The following is a 12,777-nucleotide window of genomic DNA, read 5'->3' as shown; positions in this document are numbered from 1 at the left end:
TCACGATGAGCACACCCAGCACCACTTCCGGTACTCCCGTCGGATTCGACGTCACCGGTGCGATCCGGGACGCACTGCTGCGCGGCGAGTACGTGCCACGACAGCGCCTGGTGGAAGCGGACCTCTGCGAACAGTTCGGGGTCAGCCGCGCCAACGTGCGGTCGGCGTTCCAGCAGCTGGCGGCGGAGGGGCTGGTGGAGATCCAGCGCAACCGCGGCGCCCGCGTCCGGGAGATCACCTTCGCCGAGGCCGTCCAGATCACGGAGGCCCGCATGGTCCTGGAAGGGCTGATCGCCGCGCGAGCGGCCGAGCGGATCGGCCCGGACCAGGCCGAGACGTTGCGCGGCATCTGCGCGGACATGGCGAAGGCGGTGGCCGACGGCGAGCTCGCGGAGTACAGCGACCTCAACGCCCGCCTGCACTCCCGCATCCGCGACATCGCGGGCCACGAGACCGCCGACCGGCTCATCGAACAACTGCGGGCCCAGGTGGTCCGGCACCGGTTCATGCTCTCGCGGGTGCCCGGCCGGGCCCGTGCGTCGCTGCCCCAGCATCAGCGGATCGTCGAGGCCATCGCCTCCGGCGATCCGGTGGAGGCCGAAGCCGCCATGAGAGACCACATCGCCAGCGTGGTCGAGGCGCTGAGGGCCCTGGAAGCGAGCGGCACGCGGAGGGTCGAGACCTCCCCGAACCTCTGACGGCACCACGGATCGAGCCGCCGACCGGACCGTGGGGCCGCGAACCGCGCGCCTGTCGGTGGACGACGGACGCGCGGTCGGCACAACGATCGGCAGCCGGTCGAGGCGGCGGTTTCCCGTCATGGGGTCGCAGGTCGGCCCCGGGTCGGCCGTCGTCCTGGGAACGGCGTCAGCCTCCCGCCGCCGCACCGGCGTTCTGGGCCGTTTTCCGGGCCCAGGCGATTTCGAGCTTGCCCGTCGGCGTACGGGGCAGGGCCTCCGTCAGTACGACGGACCGCGGGACCTTGTAACCGGCGAGGCCGCGCCGGACCCAGTCGCGTAGTTCCTCACCGGTGACAGTTGCGGCCGGTCCGACCGCGACGACAGCCGCGACCCGCTCGCCCCACGTCTCGTCGGGGACTCCGACGACCACGCAGTCCGTCACCTCGGGGTGCGTCAGCAGCACGTCCTCCACCTCCTGCGGGTGCACCTTCTCCCCGCCGGTGTTGATCACGCCCGAGCCGCGCCCCAGGAACCTGATCGCGCCGTCGGCCTCGATCTGGGCGAGATCGCCGGGGATGGCGTACCGCACGCCCTCGATGGTGCGGAACGTCCGGGCGCTCTTGCCGGTGTCCTTGTAGTAGCCGAGCGGCATGGGCCCGCAGTAGGCGAGGTTCCCGGTCTCACCACTGCCGGGTTCGACGAAGCGGTCACCCTCGCCGATCACCCTGGCCGCGGGCACCGGACGGAACCGGGTCGGCAACTCCCGTACCGACGAGGTGATCCCCAGGGCGAAGGGACCGCCCTCGCTGGAGGCGATGGCGTCGACGACCGTGACATCGGCGCGTTCGTGCAGCGCCTTCTTCAGCCGGTCGTCGAGCGCGGTGCCGGAGCTGATGACCGTACGCAGGGAGCGCAGGTCGTACGGCTCGCCGCCGCCTTCCGCGCGCATCAGTTCGTCGACGAGCGGACGGCAGACGGCGTTGCCCGCGACGAGCAGGGTGTCGATCGCGCGCTCGGCGAGCGACTGCCAGACGTGGGCCGGATCCAGTCCGCCCTGCCGTGCCATGACCGCCCGGCCGCCCACCAGCAGGGTGCCCATCGTGTTGAACAGACCGGTGGCGTGCATCAGGGGGACGACCGGCATGGTGGTCGGCGCCCTGCCCTCGTGGTGCGCGGCGACCGCGGCCTCCGCGAACTCGTCGAGCGTTTTCGGCAGTTCGGTGACGCCGGCCTGCCGGAGGATCGGGATGGAGTGGAGCAGGTCGCCGAGCTGCCACATCACGCCCTTCGGCTTGCCCGTGGTGCCTCCGGTGTACATGAAGAGCCGGTCCGAGCCGGGCCGGGGCCTGGCCTCGCGGGGCGCGTGCGTCGCGAGCAGCTCCTCCAACTCGGGCACGGCGGGCCCGGTCGGGCCTTCGGCGGGCAGGTCCCCGGCCCTGACGAGCAGTTTCAACGTCCGTACGTGTCCTGCGGCGTGCGTGACCCGGTCCGCCAGGGCGCCGCTGAAGACGACCGCCGCCGCGTCCGCGTCCGTGAGCAGTTCGGACAACTCTTCGCCGGTGTAACGGTAGTTGGCGTTCGCCGGCACGGCCCCGAGCTTGAACGCCGCGAAGACCGTCTCCAGGTACGCGGCGCCGTTGTACAGGTAGCAGGCCACCGTGTCGCCGGCTCGCACCCCGGCGTCCTCCAGCGCGGCGGCCAGCCGCGACGCACGGTCGTCGAACTCCCGGTAGGTCAGCTCGCGACCGGGCTCGACGATGGCGACGGCATCGGGCAGGGCGCGGCAGACCGCCTCCCAGATCGTGCCGATGGACACGTCCATTCCTCAGACCTCCTCGTCCTCGGGCCTCGCCGGATCCCATCCGGGGGAGATCGGGAATCCGGCGAGGTGGATGCCCAGGCTAGGCGTGTGCCGTCGGAGGGGGAACGCGAGCAATGACTGAACCCACCCGGCGCTTTCGACAGGCGATGAACAGGTCAAATGACGTAGCACCGCGGTCGGCGCCCCGGGCTACGATGCTGCCGTCGGTCCTACCCAGCCCCCTGCTCCCGCCCGTACCCGACCCCTCCACCGGTCCCTTCCGCGAGTCCGTGCGCCTACCCCTGTCTCCCGGGGGCCGTCTGGCGCAGCTGATGAGGAGAAAGGCCATGTCCGCTGCACGGCCCGTCGAGTGGGGCGATGTCGCCGCCGCGACCATGGACGGCCTCGCCGTGGTCGACCGCGCGGGCCGCTTCGTCCAGCTGAACCCGGCGGCGGTCGCGCTGTGTGACGCGCGCGCGGAGGCCGATCTCGTAGGGGTCGCCGCTCCGTTCGCTCTCACCAAGGAAGCCCCTGCCTGCCCGGGGCTGCTGGAGGACCAGCCGGACGAGCAGGTGGTCTACTGGGTGACCGGCTCCGGGGCGCGCCGCGAGTTCGCCTACCGGGCCCGCAACCTGCCGGCCGACCCGAGTCTGAAGGTCGTGTCGTTCCGTGACGTGACGGACGAGGGGCACCGCCACCGCAGGGTCGCGGCCATCGCCCGGACCTCCGTCTCCCTGGCCTCCGAGGGATCACTGGGCTCGACCCTGGACGCCGTGGCCCGGCAGATCGTCCGGACCGACGGGCTGGCCGGGGTGCAGATCCTGATCCTGGACAGCACGGGCCGGGAACTGCGGCTGATGGGCTCGGCGGGGCTGCGGCGCTCGGACACGTTCCTCGACCGTCTGCTGGAGTGCCGCGACCGGGGCGCCCGGCTGGTCATGCTGGACACCCTGAGGGAACGCAGACCGATCGTCCTCCCCCACCGATGGGACGAGATCCGCTCGGACCCGGCCTGGGAACCCCTGCACGACTACCTCGGCGAACTGGCCTGGGACTCCTTCGTCAGCGTGCCGTTGACGGTGCGCGGCCGTGCCGAGGGCGTGCTGAACGCGTACTTCGCACCGGGCCAGGAGGTCGGCACACGCACCCTGGAGTTCCTCGTCGCCATGGCCGAACAGGCCGCCCTCGCCGTCGACCACGCCACGCTGCTGCAGCGCGAACGCGACGGGGCCCGGCAGGACGAGCGCCAGCGTCTGGCCCGGGATCTGCACGACTCGATCGTCCAGCACGTGTTCTCGATCGGCATGCAGGCCAACGCGGTGGGAGTACTCGGGACGCGCGGCGTACCGGTGCCCGCCGAGGCCGTCCGGCACTTCGCGGACGAGATCGGGACGCTCGCGCGGACCGTCCTCGCCGACCTGCGGGCGATGGTGCACGAACTGCGCCCCTCCTCCACCGCCGACCTCGGTCTGGAGGAGACGGTGCACACGCTCGTCAGGAGCACCGAGAACCGGACCGGTCTGGACTTCCGGCTGCGGTTCGGGCGGGGGCTGGACTCGATCGACCCCGAACTCGCCGAGGACGCCTACCGGATCATCGCGGAGGCCATCCACAACGTGGTCAAGCACGCGGAGGCCACCTTCGCCACCGTCCGCCTCGGCGTCCACGGCCACACCCTGGCCGCGACGGTGTCCGACAACGGCCGCGGACTGCGGGACGCGATCGGGCGCTCGGTTCCTCCGGAAGGTGACCGGGGCCTCGGTGCGGGGGGAAGCGCGGAGGGTTACGGACTGACGACCATGCGGGAAAGGGCGGAACGATGGGGCGGCACCATGAGGATCAGGTCGCGCGCGCAGACGGGTACGACCGTGCGCGTGGTCATACCCCTGCCGGTACAGGTGCCGGACTCCTCCCCCGAGGGTCCGGACAGCTCCGCGAACACCCCGCTGACGGTGCGGCTCTGAGCGGCGGGGAGCCCCGGCGGACCCGGGTGCTGATCGTGGACGACCACGCCGTCGTACGCCGTGGCATCCGCGCCTACCTGGAAGTCATGGACGACATGGAAGTCGCCGCGGAGGCGGCGGACGGGCAGGAGGCGCTCGCCCGGCTGGACGCGATGGCGGCCCATGGCGAGCTGCCCGACGTGGTGCTGATCGACCTGCTCATGCCCAGGATGGACGGCCCGACCGCGATCGGGCTGATCAGGGAACACCACCCCGGGGTACGGGTCGTGGTGCTCACGAGTTTCGGTGAGATGGAGCGCGTCCACGCCGCCCTCGCACAGGGGGCCGCGGGTTATCTGCTCAAGGACGCGGAGGCCGGCGAGGTGGTCTCCGCGATCCGCGCGGCGGCACGGGGAGAGGTCTTCCTCGACCCCGCGGTGGCCCGGGGGCTCACCCAGGAGATCGTGGCGCCGCCGACCGGCCTCGGTGCGCTCACCGGCCGCGAGCGTGACGTCCTCGTCCTCGTCGCCGAGGGACGGTCCAACCAGCAGATCGCCGACGAACTGGTGATCAGCGAGCGCACGGCCCGCACGCATGTGAGCAATGTGCTGCGCAAGCTGCGCCTCACGTCACGGACCCAGGCGGCGCTGTTCGCCGTACGTCAGGGACTGGTACCGCCACGCAGCTGAGCGATGCCTCCGACCGCGACACATGTCCCGGTCCCGCCGGGACACAGGACGTCCGCGGAAACCGTCATCGGGCAGATCCTTCGAGGCTGGGAGCGTACCTACGCTCGCAGCAACGCCATACCGACTCCCTGCTCAGGAGGACACGATGCTCGACGGCCGAGTCGCGATCGTCACGGGTGCGGGGCGCGGCCTGGGGCGGGCCTACGCCCGCGCTCTGGCGGCAGCGGATGCCGCTGTCGTCGTCAACGACCTCGACGCCGACGTGGCCGCCGAAACCGTCGACGCGATCACCACGGCGGGGGGCGCGGCCGTCGCCCAGGTCGGCGCCGTTGGCAGCTCCGAGTTCGCCGACGCTCTGGTCGAGCGTGCCGTCACCGAGTTCGGCCACCTCGACGTGATGATCACCAACGCCGGAGCGCTGCGGGACAAGACCCTGCGCAATGTCACCGACGAGGACTTCGACGTCGTCGTCACCAGCCATCTGAGGGGCACGTTCACCTGCGGTCGCGCCGCGGCGGCCTGCTTCCGTGAGCAGGGCGGCGGCGGTCGGCTCATTCTCGTGGGCTCGCCGGCGGGCCGGCGGGCCACCTTCGGCCAGACCGCCTATTCGGCCGCCAAGGGCGCGATCGTCGCGCTGACCCGTACCTGGGCTGTCGAGCTCGGGAAGATCGACGTCACCGTCAACGCCGTCGTACCGACCGCCCTGACCCGAATGGTCGCGACCATGCCCCGCATCGGCGACGTCGGGGCGAAGGTGGACGCGGGCGAGCCGGTTCCCGAGGGAGCCCGCCGCCAGGGGCTGGGCTCGCCGGACGATGTCGCCCCGGTGATCGTGTACCTGGCGTCGAAGGAGTCGGGCCATGTCACCGGGCAGGTCATCGCCGCCGGAGGCGACCGGATCGCCCTGTGGACCGCATCCCGGCGAGGTGTCCGAACAGCTCCGCCCCGGCGGCTGGAGCGCCGAGTCGGTGAGCGAACTGTTCGCCGGCGCGTACGCGCAGCAGTTGCAGGACTTCAGGCCCGCCCTGCTCGACCTCGATGCCATCGACGGCATCCGACCTGTGCGCCGCACGGTGCAGTGCCTCGAACTCCCGTCTGCTCGCGCCACGACCGGACCGTGGCCGGGCTGACGGCCTGATCGGATCCCTCCGGGGTCGCGGCTTGCCAGTCGGCCGCGCCTCCATACAACCGCCAGGAGAGCCGCATGTCCCAAGAGGTTGGTACCAGACCAGCGGAACCGCAGACCGCCGCAGTGCGGACCGGGCTGCTCATCGACGGCAAGACCGTCGAGACCGACAGCCACACCGCCGTACACGATCCCGCCGCCCCGGACCGGATCGTCGGGTACGCCGCCTCGGCGACCCGGGAGCAGGCCCGCGCGGCGGTCGCCGCCGCCGACGCCGCCTTCCCCGGCTGGGCCGCCACGCCCGCCCGGCGGCGGGCGGAGATCCTCGAGGAGGCGCTCGGCCTGCTCGACGACAGTGCGGCCGAGCGGGCGGCCCTGATGACCCGCGAGAACGGCAAGATCTCCTTCGAGAGCCAGGTGGAGATGGGGGTCTTCGTCGCGCGCACGCGGGCGGCGATCGAACTGGTCGACACCCTGGACAAGGTGCGGCACCTCGACGGCCCGCCGCTGGACTCGCGGATCCACCGGCTGTCCATGGGCGTGGTCACCGTCATCGTGCCGTTCAACTGGCCGATCGCGATCCTCGGAGCGAGCCTGCCCTACGCGCTGCTCGCCGGGAACACGGCAGTGGTCAAGCCCCCGCCCACCGTGCCGCTGGCGATGGTGCGCACCCTGGAGCTCTTCGCCGCGGGACTTCCGGCCGGCGTGCTCAATGTCGTCACCGGCAGCAACGAAGCCGTGGAGCCGGTGCTCACGGATCCGCGGGTGCGGAAAATAGTGTTCACGGGCAGCACCGCGGCCGGCAGGCACATCATGGCCGCCGCCTCGCAGAGCCTCGCCTCGGTCACCCTGGAACTCGGCGGCAACGACCCCGCGATCGTCCTGGCCGACGCCACGCTGGACGAAGAACACGTCGGCCGCCTGACGCAGGGCGCGTTCCTTACGAGTGGTCAGGTGTGCATGGCGGTCAAACGGGTGTACGTCCACCGGTCGCGCTACGACGAACTCGTCGACAAGCTCACCTCCGCCCTCGCCGCCCACCGTGTGGGCCCGGGCTCCGACTTCGCCTCCACCCTGGGCCCGCTCAACAGCGCGGGCCAGCGCGAGAAGGTGGTCGCCATGCTGGCCGAGGCGGCCGACGCAGGCACCGAGATCCGCGAACTGGGCACGCTGGACGCGGGTGTCGCGTCCTCCGGTGGCCACTTCCTGCGCCCGTCGCTCGTCCTCGACCCCGACCCCGGTCTGCGGATCGTCACCGACGAACAGTTCGGGCCGGCGTTGCCCATCCTGCCGTTCGACGACCTCGATCCCGTGGTGGATCACCTCAACAACGACTGGTCGGGGCTGTGTTCATCGGTGTGGAGCGCCGACCCCGCCCGGGCTTCCGCACTCGCGGAGCGGTTGCGCACCGGCACCACCTGGATCAACCACGCCAACGCGGTCGTGTGCGACGACCGGGCCCCGTTCGGCGGCTTGCGGCAGAGCGGCATCGGACGTGAGATGGGCCCGGACGGCCTGCTCAGCTTCACCGAGGCGCACACCGTCACAGTGCCTCGCGGCTGAGCACTCCTTCCTGTCCGCCACCGACTGTGCCCCGGACCGCTTCGGCGGCCGGGGCACGGTCAGCTCACAGTCGGCGGTGACCAACCGGTGGTCGACCGTCAGGTGGCGGTCGACCGTCGCACGAGCGGCACCGAGACGGCGTCGTACGGGGTGTCGGCGTCCCGGACCGGCGCGGTGAAACGTGAGTTGGGAAGGTACAGACGATCCCGGTACACGGCAGCCGTGGTGGGCAGGTCGAAACGGTCGTCCTTGATCACACGGATCGCGGTGCCATGCGTTCCCGACCGGTTCAGCCGGATCACGTCCACCTGGTTGGGCGTCGGCTGGACCACGTAGAGGGTGCGGCCGACGAGCAACAGCCCGTCGCCGCCGGGCAGGGTCGTCGTACCCAGGTCGACCTGCCGCGCGACCCCGGTACGGGGATCGACGCGCATCAGCGAACCGCCGCCCACGGCCGCGTTGGTGACGAGCAGGGCGCTGCCGTCGGGGGTGCGGGTGATGCCGTTGGCGGTGAAGCCGGACTGCGCCCAGTCACCGCCGAGTTCGAGGGTCTCGGGCTCGCCGGTACGGCCGTGCCGCCCGAGCGGCAGGCGGTAGAGCCGTGCGCCGAGCGACTCGGTGAACCAGGCGGCGTCCTCGGTGAGCGCGACATCGTTGATGAAGCTGCCGGTCCCGCCGACCGCGTGGGATGCGAGCAGTTCGCCGGTACGGGCGTCGACGACGCGGAGTTCGCCGCTGCTGCCACCCGCCAGGAACAGCCGACCCCACGCGTCCAGCTTCAGCCCGATCGTCTGGCGGCCCAGCCCCGTGTGGACCACTTTGCCCTCGCCCGTCGCCAGATCGACCCGGTAGACCCCGCCGTTCGCGATCGAGCCGAAGTAGGCGTACGGCGCGAAGCCGATCGTGACCCCCTCCGGCTCCCAGCCGTTCGGCAGCGCGAACCGGGTCGGCCGGATGCGCGTGTCACGGTCGGCTGCCTGGGCAGTGCCGCCGAGCAGCGCGACGGCGCCCAGAGCGGCGCTCGCGCCGAGTACCTGCCTGCGTGCGTAAGAGCGTTCCACGGAGCATGTCCTTCCTCGGACTAACTGGGGAGTGGACTTATTATTTAAGTTTCAAGATTTTTGGGCCAGCGACGAATGTCCCGACTCTCGAAGAGCGGCCGCTCCTGAATGACCGGCCCCCGAAGGCCGAATGTCGGACCCGCCCTACGTCATCTGTCTCCACTTCCGCCGGTGCGTCTCCTTCCTCTTTCTCCGGCGGCCTGTGCGCCGTCATCATCCGGAAACCTGCCGGTCGCACTGGAGCGACCGGCGTCGGCACGGTGACGGCCGCGGGTCGCACCGAGGAGGCGAGCGGATCATGGGCGCGCAGCGGCCGCACATCGAACCGGGCGGGCTGTTCATCGCCGGAGCGTGGCGGGAGGCGGAGGCCGGGGGGCGGCGTGATGTCGTGGACCCCTCCACCGGCCAGGTCGTCACCACGGTCGCGGAGGCCGACGAGGCGGATCTCGACGCCGCGGTGGCCGCCGCCCGCGAGGCGTTCGACCAAGGGCCGTGGTCCGGGACCCCGGCCCGTGAGCGCGCCCGGGTGCTGAACCGGGTGGCCGGCCTGATCCGTGAGCGGGCCGACGAGATCGCCGCCGTCGAGAGCCTGGATGTCGGCAAACCCGTCACGCTGAGCCGGGCGGTGGATGTGGAGACAGCGGCCGAGACCTACGAGTACTACTCCGCGCTGGCACAGAGCCTGGACGGGTCCACCCGGCAGATCCCACTCCCCGCCCACGCCTACACCCGGCGGGACCCCCTCGGGGTGTGCGGGCTGGTCACCCCGTTCAACTTCCCGTTGATCCTGAGTTCCTCCAAGCTGGCCCCGGCGCTCGCGGCCGGGAACACGGTCGTGCACAAGCCGGCCGAGGACACTCCGCTCAGCGCGCTGCTGATGGCGGACATCCTCACCGCTGCCGGGGTGCCCGCCGGTGTGGTGAACGTGGTCACCGGTGGCGGCGCCCTGGGCGGGGCCCTGGTACGCCACCACTCCGTGGACAAGATCGCCTTCACGGGCTCGACCAGAGTCGGACGCGTCGTGGCGGGCACGGCGGCCGAACAGCTCAAGCCTGTGACCATGGAACTCGGCGGCAACGCCGCCCAGATCGTCTTCGAGGACGCCGACGTGGAGAAGGCGGTCGGCGCGGTCATCAAGGGATTCGTCTACAACACCGGCCAGTTCTGCATGGGCGCCCCTCGGCTGCTCGTCCACCGCTCGCTGCACGACACGGTCGTCGGCATCCTCATGCAGGCTGTGCCCGGGGTACCCGTCGGCGACCCGTTCGACCCGGCCACCGTGGTCGGCCCGATGGCCGGCGAACGGCACCTGGAGAACGTCGAGAGATACGTGGAACTCGCCAGAAAGGACGGCGGACAGGTGGTCGTCGGGGGCGAACGAAGGGAACTCGGCGGCGGCTACTACTACGAGCCCACCGTAGTCACCGGCCTGGACAACGACGCCCGCACCGTCCAGGAGGAGGTCTTCGGCCCCGTCCTGACCGTCCAGGCCTTCGACACGGAGGACGAGGCGGTGGCGCTGGCGAACAGCACGGCGTACGGACTGGCCGGCGGCCTGCACACGTCCGACCTGGCCCGCGCCCACCGTGTCGCCGCGCGCCTGCAGGCCGGCATCGTCTGGGTCAACGACTGGGCCATGCTCGATCCCTCCATGCCCTTCGGGGGCGTCAAGCAGTCCGGCTACGGACGCGAATCCGGCCCGGAGGCACTCCAGGAGTACACGAAGACCAAGTCGGTCGTCATATCCCTGGCCTGAACCGAACCGCCCCGCTCCCTTGCCTGGTTCAAGGCAAGGGAGCAATGGGGGTGAGCCCTTGCCCAGAGCGCACTCCACGCGACCAGCGTGCAGTCCATGAAGTACACGCAGCTCGGACGCACGGGACTCAAGGTCAGTCGGCTCGTCCTCGGCACCATGAACTTCGGTCCGCTGACCGGCGAGGCCGACAGCCACGCGATCATGGACGCGGCGCTTGATGCGGGCATCAACTTCTTCGACACGGCGAACGTCTACGGCCGGGGCGAGGACAGGGGCCGTACCGAAAGCATCATCGGCAACTGGTTCGCGAAGGGCGGCGAGCGGCGTGACAGAGTCGTCCTCGCCACCAAGGTGTACGGCAACATGGGCGCGGACGGCGCGGCGTGGCCCAACCACGACAAGCTGTCGGCGGTGAACATCCGGCGCGCCGTGGACGCGTCGCTCAAGCGACTGAGGACCGACTACATCGACGTCTACCAGCTCCACCACATCGACCGGGACACCCCGTTCGAGGAGATCTGGCAGGCCGTCGACGTACTGGTCCAGCAACGTCCAGTCGCATGTCGAGGTCCGCGCGGGCAGCCTGATCAGCAAGCCGTACGTGTCGGTCTGGCTCAGCTATGAGCCGACCCTCTCCCTCAGCCTGTCCGCCTCCGCCGAGGCGACCTGCTCACTGCCCGCCGTCTGGCAGAACACCCACCGCAAGTTGTTCCTGCTCGGCAACACGGGCGCCACGATCGCGATCGCACCGGACGCGTCGTTCGGCGTCAGCGCCAAGGGCACGGTCGGCTTCCAGCAGCACAGCTACCGGATGCTCGGCTTCCAGTCCAACCCCGACGGCTCGCTGCGCCGCCTCGACGGCAAGTCCTCCGACCCTGCCAAGGTGACCGTCTCCGCGGAGCTGGAGGCCAAGGCGTACGCGGGTGTCCAGGTACAGGTCGGGTTGCTGGACGTGATCGGCGTCGGCATGTCGATCGGCGGCGGTCTCAAGGGCAACGCGTCCGCGGACTGGCCACCGCGGCTGTGCCTGAGTGTCACCCCGTACCTCCAGGGAACCCTTTACGCCTACCTCAACGCGTGGGTGAAGGAGTGGAAGCTCCAGGCCTTCACCGTGGAACTCGACCTCGGCGGTATCAGGACCTGCACCGGCCAGGGCTGGCACGTCACCTGGCAGTCCACCACATACGGGATCTCCGGCCTGGACTGCCCCACCGAGTCCCGCTGCGTCGCCGTCGGCGGCGACTCCAGCCACGGCTACGTCCTGCGCACCGGTGACGGCGGCAACACCTGGACCGGCAGAACGATCACCGCGCAGGAGAGGTTCTTCAGCGTCTCCTGCACCGACGGCACACACTGCGTCGCGGGTGGCTGGGGAAGCAAGGTCTCGGTCACGGCGGACGGTGGAGCGACGTGGTCGCAGGTCGCGCTGCCACTGCCCTACTCCTCACTGGGATCGGTCTACTGGGTCACATGCGTTCCCACCGGCACCTGCTTCGCGCTCGCCACGATGACCCGCTACTCCGGAACGCTCGTCTACGCGTCGCACAACCACGGACGCACCTGGAGCTATCTGACACTCAACAGGGGTTCGCTCGCCGCGATGGCGTGCGTAACGGCCTCGGCGTGCGTGGCCGTGGGACCCAACGTGGAGATCGGCCGGCAGCCGCCACCGGTCGCCGTGTCCACCACCGACGGCTGGGCGTCCACGACCACCGGCAGCCTCCCGAACACCTGGCACGGCATCACCGGCGTGTCGTGCGCCAGTCGCTCCCTGTGCTACGCGGCGGGCATCGGCCCTCAGGGCAAGGCCGCGCGCAGTACCGACTTCGGCAGGACCTGGCGCACGGTCGACGGCGGCGGGCTCACACAGATCGCATGGGACACTGATTGCGTCGCCTCCAGCACGTACTGCGTCCTGGGCGGCGACGCCCAGACCGTCACCGCCACCCGCGACAGCGGCGCCCACTGGTCGCGCACCACGGTCTCCGGCTTCCCGTCGAGCGACGACATGAACCTGTTCAACGTGTCGTGCGCGAGCCGCGGGCACTGCGTGGCGACGGAACACGGCGGGTACGGGAAGACAGCGATCGTGGTGAGCTGAGTGACGCGGGCGGCGGCTGCCGGATCAGCCGCCGCCCGCGTCACCCAGGCACACCGG

9 protein-coding genes and 1 pseudogene are annotated in these 12,777 nt (G+C 70.8%); 8 read left to right on the top strand and 2 right to left on the bottom strand.

What is annotated here, in order from left to right; all coding sequences use genetic code 11:
• Positions 1-5 precede the first annotated feature (5 nt).
• Positions 6-698: a GntR family transcriptional regulator gene (locus PV396_RS08690; protein WP_319202087.1), complete on the top strand. Its 693-nt coding sequence runs from the start codon at positions 6-8 to the stop codon at positions 696-698.
• A 169-nt stretch (positions 699-867) separates the two neighbouring features.
• Here PV396_RS08690 and PV396_RS08685 read toward each other — a convergent pair whose 3' ends face one another.
• Positions 868-2,502: an AMP-binding protein gene (locus PV396_RS08685; RefSeq protein WP_319202085.1), complete on the bottom strand. Its 1,635-nt coding sequence runs from the start codon at positions 2,500-2,502 to the stop codon at positions 868-870.
• Between the two features lie 326 nt (positions 2,503-2,828).
• Here PV396_RS08685 and PV396_RS08680 point away from each other — a divergent pair, with 326 nt between their 5' ends.
• The 4 genes from PV396_RS08680 (at position 2,829) to PV396_RS08665 (ending at position 7,802) form a co-directional block, all read left to right on the top strand.
• A complete protein-coding gene (locus PV396_RS08680) occupies positions 2,829-4,445 on the top strand; it encodes a GAF domain-containing sensor histidine kinase (RefSeq protein ID WP_319202083.1) in 1,617 nt (538 codons plus the stop codon).
• Between the two features lie 26 nt (positions 4,446-4,471).
• The gene (locus tag PV396_RS08675; protein ID WP_319202081.1) at positions 4,472-5,113 is read left to right on the top strand and encodes a response regulator transcription factor; all 642 of its coding nucleotides are present in this window, start codon (positions 4,472-4,474) and stop codon (positions 5,111-5,113) included.
• Between the two features lie 145 nt (positions 5,114-5,258).
• Positions 5,259-6,251: an SDR family NAD(P)-dependent oxidoreductase gene (locus tag PV396_RS08670; RefSeq protein WP_319202079.1), complete on the top strand. Its 993-nt coding sequence runs from the start codon at positions 5,259-5,261 to the stop codon at positions 6,249-6,251.
• A gap of 66 nt (positions 6,252-6,317) precedes the next feature.
• The gene (locus PV396_RS08665) at positions 6,318-7,802 is read left to right on the top strand and encodes an aldehyde dehydrogenase family protein (protein WP_319202077.1); all 1,485 of its coding nucleotides are present in this window, start codon (positions 6,318-6,320) and stop codon (positions 7,800-7,802) included.
• A 98-nt stretch (positions 7,803-7,900) separates the two neighbouring features.
• On the opposite strand, the gene PV396_RS08660 is transcribed toward PV396_RS08665, so the two are convergent.
• Entirely contained in the window at positions 7,901-8,863 is a 963-nt protein-coding gene (locus PV396_RS08660; protein ID WP_319202075.1) for a superoxide dismutase, read from the bottom strand.
• A 298-nt stretch (positions 8,864-9,161) separates the two neighbouring features.
• On the opposite strand from PV396_RS08660, the gene PV396_RS08655 reads away from it, so the two are divergent.
• From PV396_RS08655 to PV396_RS08645, 3 genes and pseudogenes are all read left to right on the top strand, one after another.
• Positions 9,162-10,619 (top strand): aldehyde dehydrogenase family protein, encoded by a 1,458-nt coding sequence (locus PV396_RS08655; protein ID WP_319202073.1) that lies wholly within the window; start codon positions 9,162-9,164, stop codon positions 10,617-10,619.
• 96 nt (positions 10,620-10,715) lie between these two features.
• Positions 10,716-11,204: pseudogene (locus tag PV396_RS08650) on the top strand (aldo/keto reductase); the annotation flags it as partial.
• Positions 11,205-11,220: 16 nt separating this feature from the next.
• On the top strand, positions 11,221-12,720 hold the full coding sequence (locus tag PV396_RS08645; RefSeq protein ID WP_319202071.1) for a WD40/YVTN/BNR-like repeat-containing protein: 1,500 nt from the start codon (positions 11,221-11,223) through the stop codon (positions 12,718-12,720).
• Positions 12,721-12,777: the final 57 nt, after the last annotated feature.

Source organism: Streptomyces sp. ME02-8801-2C, from assembly GCF_033793965.1.
Lineage (GTDB): Bacteria > Actinomycetota > Actinomycetes > Streptomycetales > Streptomycetaceae > Streptomyces.
This window is presented reverse-complemented; position numbering and strand designations above follow the sequence as displayed.

Excerpts from the sequence above, each read along its gene's own strand:
- PV396_RS08690 (WP_319202087.1), top strand. The coding sequence starts at position 6 with ATGAGCACACCCAGCACCACTTCCGGTACTCCCGTCGGATTCGACGTC.
- PV396_RS08685 (WP_319202085.1), bottom strand. The coding sequence starts at position 2,502 with ATGGACGTGTCCATCGGCACGATCTGGGAGGCGGTCTGCCGCGCCCTG.
- PV396_RS08680 (WP_319202083.1), top strand. The coding sequence starts at position 2,829 with ATGTCCGCTGCACGGCCCGTCGAGTGGGGCGATGTCGCCGCCGCGACC.
- PV396_RS08670 (WP_319202079.1), top strand. The coding sequence starts at position 5,259 with ATGCTCGACGGCCGAGTCGCGATCGTCACGGGTGCGGGGCGCGGCCTG.
- PV396_RS08665 (WP_319202077.1), top strand. The coding sequence starts at position 6,318 with ATGTCCCAAGAGGTTGGTACCAGACCAGCGGAACCGCAGACCGCCGCA.
- PV396_RS08655 (WP_319202073.1), top strand. The coding sequence starts at position 9,162 with ATGGGCGCGCAGCGGCCGCACATCGAACCGGGCGGGCTGTTCATCGCC.